This window comes from Gordonia sp. NPDC003504 (assembly GCF_053587995.1).
Window position 1 is genome coordinate 126325 of record NZ_JBSFPC010000007.1, and the last position, 16859, is coordinate 143183.

The 16859-nt window shown below is 67.1% G+C and carries 16 protein-coding genes; 8 read left to right on the forward strand and 8 right to left on the reverse strand.

What is annotated here, in order from left to right; genetic code table 11:
* Nucleotides 1–60: 60 nt before the first annotated feature.
* Nucleotides 61–1284 (reverse strand): acetyl-CoA C-acetyltransferase, encoded by a 1224-nt coding sequence (locus ACWDPV_RS14700; protein ID WP_449743574.1) that lies wholly within the window; start codon nucleotides 1282–1284, stop codon nucleotides 61–63.
* Nucleotides 1285–1339: 55 nt separating this feature from the next.
* On the reverse strand, nucleotides 1340–2278 hold the full coding sequence (locus ACWDPV_RS14705) for an SGNH/GDSL hydrolase family protein (RefSeq protein ID WP_449743575.1): 939 nt from the start codon (nucleotides 2276–2278) through the stop codon (nucleotides 1340–1342).
* 84 nt (nucleotides 2279–2362) lie between these two features.
* Between ACWDPV_RS14705 and ACWDPV_RS14710 the strand changes: the two genes are divergently transcribed.
* Genes ACWDPV_RS14710 through ilvA form a run of 3 tightly spaced genes read left to right on the forward strand, consistent with a single transcriptional unit; the run spans nucleotide 2363 to nucleotide 6223 of the window.
* Nucleotides 2363–3763, forward strand: a complete 1401-nt coding sequence (locus ACWDPV_RS14710; RefSeq protein ID WP_449743576.1) for a cystathionine beta-synthase — start codon at nucleotides 2363–2365, stop codon at nucleotides 3761–3763.
* Nucleotides 3764–3801: 38 nt separating this feature from the next.
* A complete protein-coding gene (locus ACWDPV_RS14715; protein WP_449743577.1) occupies nucleotides 3802–4989 on the forward strand; it encodes a cystathionine gamma-synthase in 1188 nt (395 codons plus the stop codon).
* A gap of 34 nt (nucleotides 4990–5023) precedes the next feature.
* Complete coding sequence (gene ilvA, locus ACWDPV_RS14720; protein WP_449743578.1) at nucleotides 5024–6223, forward strand: threonine ammonia-lyase; 1200 nt, start codon at nucleotides 5024–5026, stop codon at nucleotides 6221–6223.
* Between the two features lie 65 nt (nucleotides 6224–6288).
* On the opposite strand, the gene ACWDPV_RS14725 is transcribed toward ilvA, so the two are convergent.
* Nucleotides 6289–6807: an SRPBCC family protein gene (locus ACWDPV_RS14725; protein ID WP_449743579.1), complete on the reverse strand. Its 519-nt coding sequence runs from the start codon at nucleotides 6805–6807 to the stop codon at nucleotides 6289–6291.
* A 79-nt stretch (nucleotides 6808–6886) separates the two neighbouring features.
* Between ACWDPV_RS14725 and ACWDPV_RS14730 the strand changes: the two genes are divergently transcribed.
* Nucleotides 6887–10258 (forward strand): BTAD domain-containing putative transcriptional regulator, encoded by a 3372-nt coding sequence (locus tag ACWDPV_RS14730; protein ID WP_449743580.1) that lies wholly within the window; start codon nucleotides 6887–6889, stop codon nucleotides 10256–10258.
* On the opposite strand, the gene ACWDPV_RS14735 is transcribed toward ACWDPV_RS14730, so the two are convergent.
* The 3 genes from ACWDPV_RS14735 to ACWDPV_RS14745 all read right to left on the reverse strand — a co-directional run bounded on the left by ACWDPV_RS14735 (nucleotide 10240) and on the right by ACWDPV_RS14745 (nucleotide 12516).
* On the reverse strand, nucleotides 10240–11076 hold the full coding sequence (locus ACWDPV_RS14735) for an ABC transporter permease (protein ID WP_449743581.1): 837 nt from the start codon (nucleotides 11074–11076) through the stop codon (nucleotides 10240–10242). The two genes, ACWDPV_RS14730 and ACWDPV_RS14735, sit on opposite strands and share 19 nt — an antisense overlap.
* Nucleotides 11073–12110 carry an ATP-binding cassette domain-containing protein gene (locus ACWDPV_RS14740; RefSeq protein ID WP_449743582.1) on the reverse strand — a complete coding sequence of 346 codons (1038 nt, stop codon included), beginning with the start codon at nucleotides 12108–12110 and terminating at the stop codon, nucleotides 11073–11075. The genes ACWDPV_RS14735 and ACWDPV_RS14740 overlap by 4 nt, the downstream gene beginning before the upstream one ends.
* 97 nt (nucleotides 12111–12207) lie before the next feature.
* Nucleotides 12208–12516, reverse strand: coding sequence for a hypothetical protein (locus ACWDPV_RS14745; protein ID WP_449743583.1), 309 nt, complete (start codon nucleotides 12514–12516; stop codon nucleotides 12208–12210).
* Between the two features lie 162 nt (nucleotides 12517–12678).
* Between ACWDPV_RS14745 and ACWDPV_RS14750 the strand changes: the two genes are divergently transcribed.
* The 4 genes from ACWDPV_RS14750 to ACWDPV_RS14765 all read left to right on the forward strand — a co-directional run bounded on the left by ACWDPV_RS14750 (nucleotide 12679) and on the right by ACWDPV_RS14765 (nucleotide 15296).
* Entirely contained in the window at nucleotides 12679–13554 is an 876-nt protein-coding gene (locus ACWDPV_RS14750) for a hypothetical protein (protein WP_449743584.1), read from the forward strand.
* Between the two features lie 94 nt (nucleotides 13555–13648).
* Nucleotides 13649–13894, forward strand: coding sequence for a type II toxin-antitoxin system Phd/YefM family antitoxin (locus ACWDPV_RS14755; RefSeq protein WP_449743585.1), 246 nt, complete (start codon nucleotides 13649–13651; stop codon nucleotides 13892–13894).
* A gap of 155 nt (nucleotides 13895–14049) precedes the next feature.
* On the forward strand, nucleotides 14050–14826 hold the full coding sequence (locus ACWDPV_RS14760) for a DUF4352 domain-containing protein (RefSeq protein ID WP_449743586.1): 777 nt from the start codon (nucleotides 14050–14052) through the stop codon (nucleotides 14824–14826).
* 116 nt (nucleotides 14827–14942) lie between these two features.
* Nucleotides 14943–15296: a HipA N-terminal domain-containing protein gene (locus ACWDPV_RS14765; protein ID WP_449743690.1), complete on the forward strand. Its 354-nt coding sequence runs from the start codon at nucleotides 14943–14945 to the stop codon at nucleotides 15294–15296.
* Here ACWDPV_RS14765 and ACWDPV_RS14770 read toward each other — a convergent pair.
* Complete coding sequence (locus ACWDPV_RS14770) at nucleotides 15209–16090, reverse strand: SGNH/GDSL hydrolase family protein (RefSeq protein WP_449743587.1); 882 nt, start codon at nucleotides 16088–16090, stop codon at nucleotides 15209–15211. The two genes, ACWDPV_RS14765 and ACWDPV_RS14770, sit on opposite strands and share 88 nt — an antisense overlap.
* 116 nt (nucleotides 16091–16206) lie before the next feature.
* The gene (greA, locus tag ACWDPV_RS14775) at nucleotides 16207–16704 is read right to left on the reverse strand and encodes a transcription elongation factor GreA (RefSeq protein WP_348802738.1); all 498 of its coding nucleotides are present in this window, start codon (nucleotides 16702–16704) and stop codon (nucleotides 16207–16209) included.
* Nucleotides 16705–16859: the final 155 nt, after the last annotated feature.

The following is a 16859-nucleotide window of genomic DNA, read 5'->3' on the forward strand; positions in this document are numbered from 1 at the left end:
GAACGACAGAACCCCGCGTCCGGATTCCGGAGGCGGGGTTCTGTCGTTGATCGGGTCTGGTCAGCTCAGCCGCTCGAGCACCATCGCCATACCCTGTCCGCCGCCGACACACATCGACTCGATGCCGAAGGTCTTGTCGTGGGTCTGCAGGTTGTTGAGGAGGGTGGTGGTGATGCGTGCACCGGTCATGCCGAACGGATGCCCCAGCGCGATCGCCCCGCCGGATACATTCAGCTTGTCGTGGTCGATGCCGAGCACGTCGGCCGATCCGAGAACCTGCACTGCGAAGGCCTCGTTGATCTCCACCAGGTCGATGTCGGACAGTGCCATGCCCGAGACGGTGAGCACCTTGCGGATCGCCTCGATCGGGCCGAGGCCCATGATCTCCGGGGACAAGCCGGTCGCTGCGGTGGCGACGACACGTGCGAGCGGGGTCAGTCCGAGTTCTTTGGCCTTCGTGTCACTCATGATGACCAGCGCCGCGGCACCGTCGTTGAGTGGGCAGGCGTTACCGGCGGTGACGGTGCCGTCGGGACGGAACACCGGCTTGAGCTGGCTGATCTTCTCGTAGGTGGTGCCGGCGCGGGGACCGTCGTCGGTGCTGACGACCGTGCCGTCGGGGAGCGTGACCGGATCGATCTCACGCTCGAAGAAGCCCGCCTTGATGGCCTCCTCGGCACGGTTCTGACTGCGCACACCCCACCGGTCCTGATCCTCGCGGGAGATGCCGGTGTAGGACGCGACGTTCTCCGCGGTCTCGCCCATCGCGATGTAGACGTCGGGCAGGACGCCGTCCTCGCGCGGATCGTGCCACTGGGGAGCGCCGCCTTCGGCGGTCTTGGCGGTGCGGGCGATGGCCTCGTCGAAGAGTGGGTTCTTCGAATTCGGTGCCCCGTCGGCTGCCCCGGAGATCCCGAAGCTCGACACACTCTCCACCCCACCGGAGATGAACACATCGCCCTCTCCGGACCGGATCGCATGCAGTGCCATCCGGGTGGTCTGCAGAGACGATGAGCAGTAGCGGTTCACGGTGACGCCGGGGATGTGGTCGTATCCGAGTTCGACAGCCAGAACGCGGCCGATGTTATAACCGCCCTGTCCACCGGGCTGGCCGATGCCCCAGTGGATGTCCTCGATGTCCTTCGGATCGAGTTCGGGGACCTTCGCGAGAGCGGCAGCGATCATCTGCCGGGACAACTCGTCCGGGCGGATGTCTTTGAGGGATCCCTTGGCGGCGCGGCCGATCGGGGAACGTGCATGGGCGACGATGACGGCTTCAGGCATGCGGCTCAGATTACGTCACAGCGCCGGGAGCCCTGTGCACGAGGTCCGTGACAACTCAGTCGACGTCGCGCACACGCCGCAGCAGGCGATCCATGAGTCTGCTCGACTTGACCGTCGGCGACACCTCGGGAAGCCGTGGGAGAGGAGCCGGTCCCCATTCGCCGATCGCGGCAAGGGTTTCCGGGAGCAGGATGTCTGCGGCGAGTTCGTATCCGTCGGCAGAGGGATGAAACCGGTCGACGGAGAACATGCGGTCAGGGGATTGGCGGAAATGGTCGGTGAGCAGATCCGCGAGGGGCACCGGCCGCCCACCGGCCCCGCGGACCGCGGCCTTCTGCCGGGCGGCGAGGCGGGCGCCCCACAGGCGCAGGACCGTGCGCAGCGGCTGGGGTATCGCGGTGATGGCGCCGAGGTCCGGGCAGGTGCCGACCACTACCTGGGCGTTGACGGCACGCAGCCGTCGCACCGCCTCGCCGAGGCGGGAGGCCGAGGCGCGGATCCCGTTGCGGGCGGTCACGTCGTTGGCGCCGATGAGAATGACCGCGATGTCGGGACGATGACCGGCGATCAGCATGGCGTCGATCTGGGCGCCCAGCCCCTTGGACGTGGCCCCGACGATCGCCTTGTTGCTGTAGCGCACCACGTTGTCGGTGTCGACGGCGATGCGCCGTGCCAGCCGGGCCCCGGGCGTCTGAGCAGGGGTGTCGGCGCCGAGTCCGGCGGCCGTCGAATCCCCGAAGACCGCCAGATTCAATTCGACGACGTCGCGGTTCTCGCGGGTCACCCGATACGGTCCGGTGCCATCGGGCCGGTAGATGCCGTCGCCGTTGGGGGCGTTGTCGGTGCGGTGCGGGATGACCGTGCGAGCCTTCTGGGCCTGCCAGACCAATAGGTTGTAGCCGCCCCAGGTGATCCCCGCCGCAGCGGACGTCGCGGCTGCGGTGGCGCCCAGATCACGCAGGAGTCGGTGGTCGCTGGAGCGGGTGCCGGACACGTCAGCCAGCTTAGTAGCACCACGAGTGGCCCCTGCCCCGATGTCGGTTTCCACGGCGCCGAGCGACTCTGGGACGATGGAGCCATGCGCATCGCCAATTCTGTGGTCGACCTGGTGGGCAACACGCCCCTGGTCAAGCTCAACTCGGTGGTCACGCCCGGTTCCGGGCTGGTCGCGGCCAAGGTCGAATACCTCAATCCCGGGGGAAGCAGTAAGGACCGGATCGCCCTGCGGATGATCGAGGCCGCCGAGAAGTCCGGCGAACTGCGCCCCGGCGGCACGATCGTCGAACCCACCTCCGGTAACACCGGCGTCGGCCTGGCGCTCGTCGCGCAGCGGCGCGGCTACAAGTGCGTGTTCGTGTGCCCGGACAAGGTCGGTGAGGACAAACGCAACGTCCTGCGCGCCTACGGTGCCGAGGTGGTGGTGTGCCCGACGGCCGTCGCGCCCGATCATCCCGACAGCTACTACAGCGTCTCCGACCGCCTCGTCCGCGAGATCGACGGCGCATGGAAGCCCAACCAGTACGCCAACCCGGCCGGACCGCAAAGTCACTACGAGACCACCGGACCGGAGATCTGGGCCGACACCGACGGCAAGGTGACCCACTTCGTCGCCGGTGTCGGAACCGGTGGAACGATCACCGGCACCGGCCGCTACCTCAAGGAGGTGTCCGGCGGCGCGGTGAAGGTGATCGGCGTCGATCCGGAGGGCTCGGTGTATTCCGGTGGAACCGGCCGGCCGTATCTCGTCGAGGGTGTCGGCGAGGATTTCTGGCCCGAGGCCTATGACCCCAGCGTGCCCGACGAGATCATCGCGGTCTCCGACGCCGACTCCTTCGACATGACGCGTCGGTTGGCCCGTGAGGAGGGACTGCTGGTCGGTGGGTCCTGCGGCATGGCCGTGGTGGCGGCACTGCAGGTGGCCGAGCGTGAGGGTCCCGAAGCCGTCGTCGTCGTGTTGCTTCCCGACGGTGGCCGCGGCTACATGGCCAAGATCTTCAACGACGAGTGGATGAGCAGTTACGGATTCCTCCGCACGCCGCTGGACAGCACCAGGCCGGAGTCGCTCGTCGGCGACGTGTTGCGCGGCAAGACCGGGGCATTGCCGGATCTGGTGCACACGCATCCGTCGGAGACCCTGCGTGACGCCATCGAGATCCTGCGTGAATACGGCGTCTCCCAGATGCCGGTGGTCGGCGCCGAGCCTCCGGTAATGGCCGGTGAGGTGGCCGGTGCGGTCACCGAGCGGGATCTGCTCAGTGCCGTGTTCGAGGGGCGCGCCAGCCTCGCCGATCCGGTGTCGGCGCATATGGGAGAACCGTTCCCGCTCATCGGTTCGGGTGAGCCGGTGTCGGCGGCCACCAAGGCACTCTCGGATACCGACGCTCTCATGGTGGTCGAGGACGGCAAGCCGATCGGCGTCATCACCCGCCACGATCTCCTGTCCTTCGTCAGTACCCACCCCACCATCACCGCCGGTTAGTCCGGCGAGTCCACCAGCTCAGCGAGGAGGAGTTGCACGTGAGTGACAGTCAGCGTCGAGACAGCAGTGACAGACACGACAGCGAGCGCCGCAGGGGGTTTTCCACCGACGCGATCCATGCCGGGTACGAGCCGAACCCGCTCAACGGCGCCGTCAACGTCCCGATCTACGCGAGTTCGACCTTCGCCCAGGACGGTGTGGGCGGCATGCGCGACGGATTCGAGTACGCCCGCACCGGAAATCCGACTCGTCGTGTCCTGGAGGCGAACCTGGCGGCCATCGAACGCGGCACGTACGGACGGGGTTTCGCCTCCGGTATGGCCGCCACCGACGCGCTGCTGCGGGCCTCGCTGCGTCCGGGCGATCACCTGGTCATCCCCAACGACGCCTATGGTGGCACCTTCCGCCTGATCGACAAGGTCTTCACCCAGTGGGGGATCGACTACTCCGTCGCGCCGGTGACCGACGTCGATGCGATCCGTTCGGCCATCACTCCCGCCACCAAGTTGGTGTGGGTGGAGACCCCCACCAACCCGTTGCTCAACGTCGGCGACATCGAGGAGATCGGAGCCGTCGCCCACGATGCCGGGGCGAAACTGGTGGTGGACAATACCTTTGCCACGCCGTACCTGCAGCAGCCGCTGACGCTGGGCGCCGACGTGGTACTGCATTCGACCACGAAGTACCTCGGCGGACACTCCGACGTGGTGGGCGGGGCGCTCATCACCGATGACGCCGAACTCGACGAGAAGATCGCCTTCCTGCAGAACGGCGCGGGCGCGGTTCCCGGACCGTTCGACGCCTATCTGACGATGCGCGGCGTCAAGACCTTGGCGGTCCGGATGGAAAAGCATTGCGACAACGCCGAAGCCGTCGTGGACTTCCTGTCGAACCACGATCGCATCGAGCGGGTGCTCTATCCCGGACTGCCGATGCACCCCGGCTATGAGGTCGCGGCCAAGCAGATGAAGCGATTCGGCGGCATGGTGTCGGTCCTGGTGAAAGGCGACGTCGACGACGCGAAGAAGTTCTGCGGGCGGACCGAGGTGTTCACCCTCGCCGAATCCCTCGGCGGCATCGAATCACTCATCGAGCATCCGGGCGCGATGACCCATGCCTCGACGGCCGGGTCGTTGCTGGAGGTTCCGTCGAATCTGGTGCGGCTGTCGGTGGGTATCGAGGACATCGACGACATCATCGCCGATCTCGAGCAGGCCCTGAAGTAAGCCGCCGCGAGACACCCGGCACAGGTATCCGGCGATGTTGCTCACCCCGACCGACATCAGTGCGGCCGCAACCGCGCTGAGCGGTGTCATGCGGCGGACACCGATGGTGGCCTCGCGGGTGCTCTCCGAACGGGTCGGCGCCGACGTCTGGATCAAATGCGAGAACTTGCAGCGCACCGGCTCGTTCAAGCCGCGCGGCGCCTACTACCGGATCTCGCGACTGTCGGAGTCACAACGACGCCGGGGTGTCGTCGCGGCCAGCGCCGGTAACCACGCCCAGGGGGTGGCGTGGTCGGCGGCCCGACTCGGCATCGCCGCCCGGGTGTACATGCCGGTGGGTGCGGCCCTGCCCAAGGTCGTCGCCACCCGTGCCTATGGCGCCCAGGTCGAGTTGGCGGGAGCGACCGTCGACGAATCCCTCACGTACGCACAGGAATACGCTGACCGCACCGGCGCGGTCCTGATCCATCCGTTTGATCATCGCGACATCGTGCTCGGGCAGGCCGGCGTGGGCGTCGAGATCCTCGAACAACTCCCCGACGTCACCACGGTCGTGGTGCCGCTCGGCGGCGGCGGTCTGCTCGCGGGGGTGGCTGCCGCGATCAAGCCCGACCATCCGGGGATCCGGATCGTCGGGGTACAAGCGCGTTCGGCCGCTGCCTGGCCGGAATCACTGCGCGCCGGTCATCCGGTGGCGGCGCGGGAGATGTCCACGATGGCCGACGGTATCGCGGTCGCGCTGCCGGGCGAGGTGCCGTTCGCCCACATCCGGGAACTCGTCGACGACGTCGTCACCGTCAGCGAGGAATCGCTGGCGACGGCACTGCTGTTGATGCTCGAGCGGGCGAAGCTGCTCGTCGAACCCGCCGGCGCGGCCGCGGTGGCGGCATTGATGGACGGCGCACTCGGGGACGTGTCGGGGCAGGTGTGTGTGGTGGCATCCGGCGGCAACATCGATCCGCTGGTGCTGAGCCACGTCACCACCACCGGTCTGAGCGCGGCAGGTCGATTTCTGACGATCACCGCGTCGGTACCCGATCGGCCCGGCGGGTTGATCTCACTGCTGGAACTGCTCCGTGAGCAGGGCGCCAGCGTCGTCGACGTGGTGCACTCGAGGGTCGCCGAAGGGCTGTCGCTGGGCGAGGTCCAGGTGACCGTCAGCGCCGAGACCCGCGGCCCCGACCATCAGGTCGCCGTGCGTGCGGCGCTGTCGCAGGTCGGGTTCGTCCGCTGACGTGCGGTGCCCGGCACTGCGTGCCCAGACCTGGTGCTCGGGCCTGCGGTGCTCAGGCCTGGTGCTCAGCCCTGCGGTGACAGATGCGCGAAGTGGCGCAGGGTATCGGCCTCGATGGTGCGGAACACCGGTGTCGACGCGGGATTGGAGAACGCGTTGAGGGCTCGCGAGGACGGCCCGAGTTCCAACGCAAAGGTCCACACCAGTCGTGAGCCGACTGCGGCCGGCGTGATCTCGGTGTACTCGCCGAAGCGTCGCAACCCCGGGACATTGACCGATTCCACCCGAAAAGCGTTGTGGTACTTAGTGGTCTCCGGATCCTCGGTCCAATCGAAGAAGTACTCGTTGAGGGTGAGATATCCCGGGGCGAGCACCGCCCGCCGCGTGGTGCCGACGCCGTAGGGGGCCGGTGAGGTGAAGTGGATCGACTTGATGGGCTTGCACCAGTCCAGCGTGTTCTGCCGGGTCAGCTCCGCCCACGCCCGTGCGGGCGTCACCGGGATGTTCACATCGATGCGAAACCGGATCGGGGCGGTGTCGAAGAAGTCGAGTTCGAACGGTTCGAGGTCGTAGCTGCGCGCCATGACACGACAGTAGTCATGACGAGGTTCTCGACGAAGCAGATTGCGGTGACGGTGTGCCGTCGTCCACTACCCTGGCGGGGTGGGGCCGGAGCAACAGACGATCATCGGGCTACTGGGTCCGGTGGCGGTCATCACCGTGGCCGGACCCGATAGTGGTGCGCTGCCGGAGGATTCCGCGATCACGGTGGTGCCCGGCATCCGCGCCAAACGCCTGCTGACCTCGCTGGCACTGGCCGGCGGCCGGACCCGGTCGGCCGAGCGACTCATCAACGATGTGTGGGGCGATACCCCGCCACGATCACCGGCGTCGGCGCTGCACACCCAGATCTCGCGGCTGCGAGGCCTGCTCGGTGCCGCGCACATCGAGGCATCCGGCACCGGATACCGACTGGTGGGATGCCGGACCGATCTCGATGTGGTGATGGCCTGCGCCTCTGATGAGGATGCGACGTCGCTGGCGGATGCGATGGGCTGGTTCCGGGGTACGGCCGGGGACGATCTCGGAGCCGACGGTTCCGATGAGCTGATCGAGCAGGTGCGGACTCGTGCCACCGAGGTCGCCGACGCCCTCGATCGTCGTCGCGGTGGTGCCGCGATGGCCCGGGGGGATTTCGATCTGGCACGATCGATCGCCGAAAAGCGTTGCCGGACCGACATCCTCGACGAGTCTGCGCATCTGGATCTGATGCGTGCGCTGGTGGCGATGGGGCGGGGCGCCGACGCGATCTCGGTGTACGCCCGACTACGGCGGGCGCTCGCGGCCGAACTCGGCGTCGACCCGGGTCCGCAGATCTCGGCGTTGCATGACGAACTGCTCGCCGGCGCTGCACACGACGGCCTCACCCCGGCCGGTGACACCGCGAGTCCGCGGCGTGGCCGCTCATCCGGATTATTCTCCGAGACAACAGGTCTGATCGGTCGTGCCCACGACGTCGAGGCGATCGACGCGCTGCTGGGGACGCACCGGTTGGTGACGGTGCAGGGCCCCGGTGGCGTCGGCAAGACGCGGGTGGCCAACCGGGTGGGGCATCGGCGCGTCGACGCCGGCGACAGCGTGCACTTCGTGCCGTTGGCGCCGATTCGCAACGACGACGACGTCGTCCCGGCCATCGCGGCCGCACTCGGCGTCGGCGAGGCCGAGCTGACCGGCAGCGGTCGTCCCCGACGGGCCGTCGGCGATCTGCAGGAGCGGCTGCTCGACGCGCTGCGCGGCCGGCGGGTCCTGCTGATCCTGGACAACTGTGAGCAGGTCATCGACCGTTGCGCCCGCCTCGTCGCCGATCTCCTCGCCGCCGATCCGGCGCTACGGGTTCTGGTCACGAGTCGTTCACCGTTGATGCTGCCCGCCGAGCAGATCTACCTGTTACCGGTGCTCGACGTCGAGGGTGGCGGTGCGGCAATGGAATTGTTCGTGACGCGCGCGGTCGCGGTCCGGCCGGGCGCCGACCTGGATCCCGCCGCGGTGGCCGGACTCTGCCGTCACCTCGACGGCTTGCCGTTGGCCATCGAACTGGCCGCCGCCCGGATCCGGACGATGACGGTGGACGAGGTCGCCGGCCGGTTGGCCGAGCGGTTCGCGTTGTTGCGCGGAGCCGATCGCAGCGCACCGGACCGGCACCGCACGTTGTACGCGGTGATCGACTGGAGTTGGGATCTGCTCGACGACGACGCCCGGGCCGCCCTGCGTCGTCTGTGCCGGTTCCCGGCGGGGTTCACCACCGATGCGGCCGAGATCGTCACCGGTTTCCGGGGAGTCCGCCTCGACGACGCGCTGGCGTCGTTGGTGAACCAGTCGCTGTTGACCGTCGCTGAGGAGGGCGGTCATGTGCGGTATCGCATGCTGGAGATGGTGCGCGAATTCGGTGAGGGCAAACTCGCTTCCGACGCAGGCGAATCCGAGGGCGTCCAGGCCGGGATGCGCCGCTGGGCGCGGTCGCTGGCCGCTGACGTGATGGCGTCGTACGAGGACGGCGTGGACGAGGAGTTGATCGGCGCAGTGGCGGCCGATGCGGAGAATCTCGTCTGGGTGCTCCGCGTCTGCGTTGACGCGCTCGATACCTCGCCGCCCGATCTCCCTGTGCAGTCCGATCCTGCCGTGCAGTCCGATCCGGTGCCGTCCGGTGCCACGCCGGGTGCCGACGGCGCGGTCGACACCGCGGTGGTCAACACTGTGGTCACGGTGTTTCCGATCCTCGCCGGCTTCTGGATGGCGCGAGGTCTGCACGCGGAGGTGATGAACTGGGGCGGAAGGCTTCTCGGTGTGCTACCGCCTCCGCCTGTGCTGGTCGACGATACCGCGGTGCGCCGGGCCTGGCAGGCCACCCTGCTGATGTCGATGGCGCACCGGGTGCTCCAGCACGATCTGCGCGCACTGGCCACCGGCCGCTACTTTCTGCGGAGGCTGTTCCGAAGGGATCTGACCTATCGGTCGACGACGGATCTCGTCACCGCATGTGTGCTCAGCCGCACCCCGATCGCGGCGCTGCGCCACATCGTGCGGGCAACCCTCTCGCCGGATGCCTCGGTCTCGATCGCCGCGCTGTCGGCGCGAATGAACCTGCGGGAGAACCTCGGTCAACTCGACGGGGCACTCGCCGACGCGCTGAGGCTCCATGCGGTGGCCGCCTCGCGGGATGTCTGGCTGTCCGGAATGGCGCAGGTGCGGATCGCGAGTATCCATGGCCAGCAGGCACACTGGCGAACCGCCGTCGACTTTTATCGGGTGGGCGTGGTCGACCTCATCCGGCTCGGGGCGTACGAGGACGAGATCCAGGCCCGCGTCCACCTGGTGATCACCCTGGTGGCTCTGGGTGAATTGGACGATGCGGCAACGGAGTTGGCGATCCTGTCGGAGGGGTGGACGCCCGCCGATCCCGACCCTCAGGCCAATCCGGAGATGGCCGCGGGAATCCTGTTGTCGCACGCGGAGTACGAGCTCGCTCGCGGCGAGGTGGACGTGGCCGGTGACCTCTACCGGCGCGCCTTGGCGGTGCTGCGCCGAGATTATCCGATCAGTGCCGGTGATCCGAGTGTGGCCATGGTGGTGGCGATGGCCCAGGTGGGACTGATGCGATGCGGGCGGGCGAAGCAGGCGCGGGAGTTCGTCCCGATGATCGTCGAGGGGATGATCTCGACCTACACCGGGGGATGGTTCGACGTGCCGCAGGCGGGGAGCATCGTCCTCGCCGCCGGCTACGTGCTCCTCGACGATCCGCGCACCCACGACGACGGGGTACGGCTGCTGATGCTGTCGCGGCAGATGGGGGCGCGCCGTGACAGCCTCGGACTCTACCTCGTCGATCGCGACATGCGTGAGCTGTCAGAGGTGGATTCTCTCCGGTGGGACAACGACATTCGTGACGTCGAGCGGATACGACGACGCCAGGCGGCCGCGGAGGTGCGGTCCATCCTGGCGTCGTACAGCGATGCGGATCAGGCGTTACGCATATAGGCGCGCACCGCGAGCGGGGCGAAGATCACGGTGATGACCAACGCGCCCAGCAGGGCCCACACGACGTGGATGGTCGCCTGTCCATTGGCGGTCAGATCACGAACCGCGGTGACCAGGTGACTCACCGGGTTGGCGTTGACGAATCCCTGCAACCACCCCGGCATGGTGCTCACCGGGACGAAGGCATTGGACATGAAGGTCAGGGGGAACATGATGAGCAGCGAAATGCCCTGCACTGCTGAGGCCTTACTCATCAGGCAGCCCATCAGGGCGAAGATCCAGGACACCGCGAAGCTGCAGATCATGACGAGCAGGGCCGAGGCGATCGCGCCGAGCGCGTCCGGACGCCAACCCAGGATGATGCCCATCACGATGGTCAGCGTGCTGGCGATCAGGTAGCGGATCACGTCGGCGAGCAACGCCCCCGACAGGGGAGAGATCCGCGCGATCGGGAGCGAGCGGAATCTGTCGAACACGCCCTTGTCCATGTCCTCGCGGAGTTGGGTGCCGGTGACGATCGACGTCATGATCACGGTCTGCACCATGATGCCCGGAATGATCACCGGCAGGTAGGCGTGGACATTGCCACTGATCGCCCCGCCGAAGATGTAGGTGAACATCAAGGTGAAGACGATCGGCTGGATCGTCACGTCGAAGAGTTGCTCGGGGTTGTGGCGGATCTTGAGCACGCCGCGGTAGGCCATCGTGAATGACTGACGGATCGCCTCGACGAGGCTGACCGAGCGTTTGGCCTGGCCACGGACGTCGCGGGTGGTGATGGCCTGGGGAACGGATGTGGGTGCGACGGTGGTGGTCATGCCTGATTCTCCTCGTTCGCATCGTGATCGGAGGCGCCTTCGTTCTCGGCGGGTTTGCCGGTGAGGGTGAGGAACACCTCGTCGAGGCTGGGTTTCTGGACGGTGATCTCGTCGACGCTGATGCCGTCGGCGCGCATCGCGATGAGGACATCGGGAACGAGGTCGGGGCGGTGCAGCGATGCCGAGACCCGACCGGCCTCCGCCGAGAGAGCGGCCGGTTCACCGAGAACGCGTTCGACGATCTCGGCCACCCGCGGCGCCGCGGTGCGATCGGCGGGCCTCAGCTGCAGGGTGGCCGAGCCGACCGAGTTCTTCAGTGCGTCGGCGGTGTCGTCGGCGATGACGCGACCGTGATCGATGACCGCGATGCGGTCGGCGAGTTGATCGGCCTCGTCGAGGTACTGGGTGGTCAGCAGCACCGTGGAGCCACCGGCGACGAGGTTGCGGATGGTATCCCACATCTGTGCCCGGGTCCGTGGGTCCAGGCCGGTGGTGGGTTCGTCGAGGAACAGCAGGGGAGGAGTGTCGATGAGGCTGGCGGCGAGGTCGAGTCGTCGTCGCATGCCGCCGGAGAAGTCCTTGAGCGGACGGTCGGCGGCCTCGGAGAGAGAGAACTCTTCGAGGAGTTCGGCGGCGCGTGCCTTGGATGCCTTGCGGGACAATCCGAGGAGTCGGGCGAAGACGACCAGGTTCTGGGTCGCGGTCAGGTCCTCATCGACAGACGCGTACTGCCCGGTGACGCCGACGAGCGACCGCACCGCGACCGCGTCGGCGACGACGTCGAAACCGAAGACCTTGGCGGTGCCGGCGTCCGGTTTGAGCAATGTGGCCAGCATGCTGACGGTGGTGGTCTTCCCGGCGCCGTTGGGGCCGAGGACGCCGTACACCGATCCGGTGGGGACGACGAGATCGACGCCGTCGACGGCGCGGTTCGATCCGAATGTCTTGACCAGCCCGTGGGCCTCGATGGCGAGGTCGGTCCCGAAGGTCCCGTCACTCACCCGGGCCGGGCCGGCAGTGGTTGCTGATGTCATGTCAACCACTATGAACCGTGCCGCTGTCGTCGTCCTTACGTTGGCTTACGCGCGCTGACAAACGGTGTAATCGCGGTGCCCGGCAGGTCAGCGCAGGTCAGGCGGCGGTCGGCAGCGGGCTGGTCGGCAGGTCGGCGCCGTAGCGGATGACCGACCCGACCGTTCCCAGTCGTCGTTCGACGGTCAGGATCGCCGCGGCGAGTTGTTCGGGGTCGTCGACATCGGCGACCAAGGCGACCGTGTGGCCGTTGTTGCCGAGCATGTACGGGACGACGTCGGAGTAACTGGCGCTCACGATGGCCACCGGGACATCCGCGTCGAACAGGACGTCGGCGTAGCCGCGGACTGCGGGATCGTCGGTGAGGACGATCATCGGGATCTCGGGGGTGTGCTTGTGAATCCGCATCGGGGTCTCCTTTCGTTACGGGACCGATAAGTCCGATGAGTCCACCATGAACCCGCAGGTTGATGGTGATCTGGACCACGCCTGTGGGTTGGCTGTGTGCGGGTGGCGGGCCTGTGGAATTTGCCGGCTGGGGTCGGGCAGATCGGCCTTACGCTGCCCGGCATGGGACGACGACACCACACCACACCGAAGAAGAACCGAGGCCGTCATGCTGGCCGTGACACCGACCGACGGCGCCACGCCGCCGACCACTGCGACGTACGGCGCGTGCCGTGGGCGGTGACGTCGGTCGCCGAGATACAGGCCCGGCTGGCCGGCGCGCACGACGAACTGGGCGAGGAGTGGTACTCCTACCTGCTCCCGTTGCAACGACGGATGTCGTCGGTGGAAGCGATGCTCGAAGACCTCGACGAGTCGGAGTTCGGGGCGCGCGACGATCAGGACCGGCTGATCGGGGAACTCGGCGACATCGTCGAGATGATCCGCCTCGCGTCGCTGCGTGCGGTGCACTCGGTCAATGCGGTCGACACGCTCGAACGCATCACCCCGATCTGGGTGCCCGAGCATGTACTCACGTGTCTCGGCGAGGCACCCCGAGGTGAGCCCGGTGTGGACACGGCCGTGGCGGAACTCGGGCCGGCGGGCCTGCTGCTCTTCGAGAAGTCGCCGCTGCGCTTTCGCGAGATCCTGCCCGCCGACGCTCCGGAGATGCCCGAGGTCGACGTCGACGGAATCCTGTGGTGGACGAAGGAGAAGGCACCCGTGGTGGTGCTCGCGCCGCTCACCCGCAGTCGTGACCTGGACTGGATTCGCGGTGAGGGATGGAAGAAGTCCGTGCTCGTCGAGGCCACCTGTTTCGACGTGCCGTTGGCGGCACGGCGTCGCCTCAAGGGTGGCGACGCCTCGATCGCGGAGCTGATCCAGAGGATTGGAAAAGCATTGCAGGACAACGTCATCTCGGTGCGCTCCGATGGCGATTCCGATGCTCTCGGCGACAATGCGACGACCCCGCCGCTCCGGCTGCTCGACGTGGCGTGAGGGTACTGCGCAGCCCACTGGGCGAGGGGTGCGACACGACGTGGGAGCTGCGGGCGAACGAGACGCGCGGGCGCTTTGTTCTACAACGAAGCACATGTCGGAAGTGGGGATCCGTGCCCTGAAACAGAACGCGTCCGCGGTGGTGGCCGAGGCTGCTGCGGGTGAGACCGTCACCATCACCGACCGCGGCCGGCCGGTGGCACAGACGACGGCGATCCCCGCACGGTTCTCGATGTCCCGATCTGGTGGTCGGCAGCGCAGGCTGTCCTGTGTGACCGTGTCCATAGGTCCCGTCCGTGCCATATCGGCCAAATCGGACACAAGCCGCGTAACGTCATGAGTGCGGTCGATTCGATCGGACGCTATCAAATAGCTCCGAGTGGTGGCTCATTCGGTCGAATGATCGCGTGGTCGGTTCTGTCGGACCTCCTGAGCAGTGTGTGACGCCAGGCGGAGCCGACTTCCGGGCGCCGCACTGAGATGGAGGAACTCATCATGACCGATCCCCAGAATCCCGTTCAGCCCCAGCAGGGTTCGGAGCCGTATGTGCCCGCGCCCCAGAATGGTGTGCCGCAGGGTGGTATGGCCCAGTACGGCGCATCCCAGTACGGCGCACCCCAGTACGGCGCACCCCAGTACGGCGCACCCCAGTACGGCGCACCCCAGTACGGGGCGCCCCAGTACGGTGCGCCCCAGCAGCCGATGCCCGTGCCCCGGAAGCGGAAGCGGAAGTGGCCGTGGATCGTTGGTGCGCTGGTGGTGCTGTTCATCATCATTGTCGCGGCGGTGTCGGCGGGCGGGTCGGACGACTCCGCGTCGTCGGGCACCTCGGGCGGCGCGGGGACCGCCACCGAAGAAAACGGCGCCCAGGCCGCCGGTCTGAACACGCCGGTGCGTGACGGCAAGTTCGAATTCGTCGTCACCGGCGTCGAGAAGGGTCTGGCCAGTGTGGGCGACAATCCGTATCTGACCGAGCAGGCGCAGGGGCAGTTCGTGGTGGTGACCATGACGGTCAAGAACATCTCCGATCAGGCCTACGGGTTCTCGCCGTCGGATCAGAAGTTGTTCGACAGTCAGGGTCGTAGCTTCGAGCCGAGTACGGCGGCGCAGATCGCGCTCGGCGGATCGGATATCCCCGTGTGGGACAACATCAATCCCGGCAACACGGTGACCGCAAAGGTGGTCTACGACATGCCCAAGGATGCCGTGCCGGCGAGTATCGAACTGCACGACTCCGCGTTCTCGGGCGGGGTGACGGTCAATCTGGCCTGAGCGATGCTGTCGTCGATGGCCTTCCATTCATGATGGATGGGAGGCCATCGGGCTTGTGCCGGTGACCTTCGCTTCGTGTACGACGATGACTACCGCTCACTCGCCGACGCGACGCTATCTCGCTGTCGATGCGGCTGTCCATTGCAGAGCACCGCAGGCGAGTGGTGTTGCCGGGTTTCAACGGGCTCATCACCGACAATGCCGCTGCCCGCGAGGCGATCGCGCGTCGATTCGGCGTCGCCGCCGGGAATGCTTTCGCGATCCTCGAGCGCACCGGGGAACGCGCAGCGGGGTTCGGGCGAGGTCGACGGCGCGCCGAGATCGACGCGGAGATCGACGGCGGCGGATCGTGGAGGACGCGGTGTGCGTCGCTGGGCGGGTGTCAACGAGTGAGATCCAGTGCGTCGACCGTGATGGTGGCCAGTTCTCGTTCGCCCAGGGCATTTGGGTGGACCGGGACGATCTGTTGATCGGAGACCAGGGGTTCGACCCAGCGGCCGCCCACCGGTTGGCAACTGTCGTGACCGATTGACGGGGTCGCGGCATCGATGTAGGTGACACCGGTCTGCTGTGCGGCCCGCTGGATCGAATCATTGAGTGCCGCGTGGATTCCGTGGGTGTAGGCGACGTCTCCGGTGGCGACGGGGAAGGCCGGGCAGGGTTGGTATCGAGCGGGCATGATCCACGGATAGCCGATCACCGCGACGCGTGCCCCCGGGGCCCTGGCGCGGACGGCGGCCATCGCGCGGACCAACTTCGGGTAGGTGTCGGTGGTGATCTGCGCAATGATGCTGTCGCCGTAGGTGTTTGCGCACGGCGATCCCTGGCCGCCGGTGGTCGCCGCTGCGGCGACGCACTTGGCGACGGTCTCGGCGAAGACCATGCCGTCGTTGCCGCCGATCATGAAGGTCACCAGGTCGGCGTCCGGGGTGACCGCATCGAGTTGCGGTCTCAGGCCCGGATATTGGGCGGCGAAGAAATCGTCGGTCTTCGCGCCGCCGCAACTCACGTCGGTGAGGTGATATCCGAACTGGCGGGCGATGAGGTGAGCGTAATTGGCCTCGGACTGCGCGCACAGGGGCGACGTACCCGGGGCGGTGGGCATCACGCCTGCCCCGGAGGAGTAACTGTCGCCGATGTTGACGTAGGCGACCGATGCCGGGGCGGGTGTGGCGGAGGCAGAACCGGCGCCGGCGATCGCGGCCGCGAACCACGCGGATACGACGAGGACCCCCGCTCTGCGCGCGTATGCGAGCAGACTCATACCCCATGTGTAACACGTTCTAGTTTTGCGTGGGACCGATTGGGCATCGGGGCCCACTACGCGACGATCGCGGCCGCCCGGGTGGGGCGACCGCGATCGAGGGCTCGTCGATCAGATCAGCTGTGGTACGGCTCCGCCTTGACCAGGGTCACCTTGACGGTGGCTCCGCTGGGCACGGTGTACTCACGGGTTTCGCCGACCTTGGCGTCGATCAGTGCCGCGCCGAGCGGGGAGCTCGGCGAGTAGGTCTCCAGCGAACCGCCATTGGCGCCGCCCTCTTCGCGGGTGGCGATCAGGAAGGTCTCCGAATCGGACTCGTCGCCGTCGTAGTAGACGGTCACGACCGAACCGGGCAGTGCCACACCCGACTGGGTGGGTGCCTCGCCGACCTTGGCGTTGTTGAGCAGCTCCTGCAGTTGCCGGATGCGCGCTTCTTGCTGGCCCTGCTCCTCGCGGGCCGCGTGGTAACCGCCGTTCTCCTTGAGATCGCCCTCTTCGCGACGCTCGTTGATCTCGGCGGCAATGACCGGACGATTGGCGATCAGGGAGTCCAACTCGTCCTTGAGACGGTCATGCGACTCCTGGGTCAGCCAGGTCACCTGGGTGTCGGTCATCGGTCACTCCTTCGTGTTGTCCGCGCCCCGAGCGTTGGTTTCAACCGGGACATATGGACTGCGGTAGAACTTGTCGGGAACTCTGTCGTCCGCTCTAAATGCAGCAACACGACCCCTCGCGGAGCCGTGTTTCAGTACAGGATAGCAGTGATTGC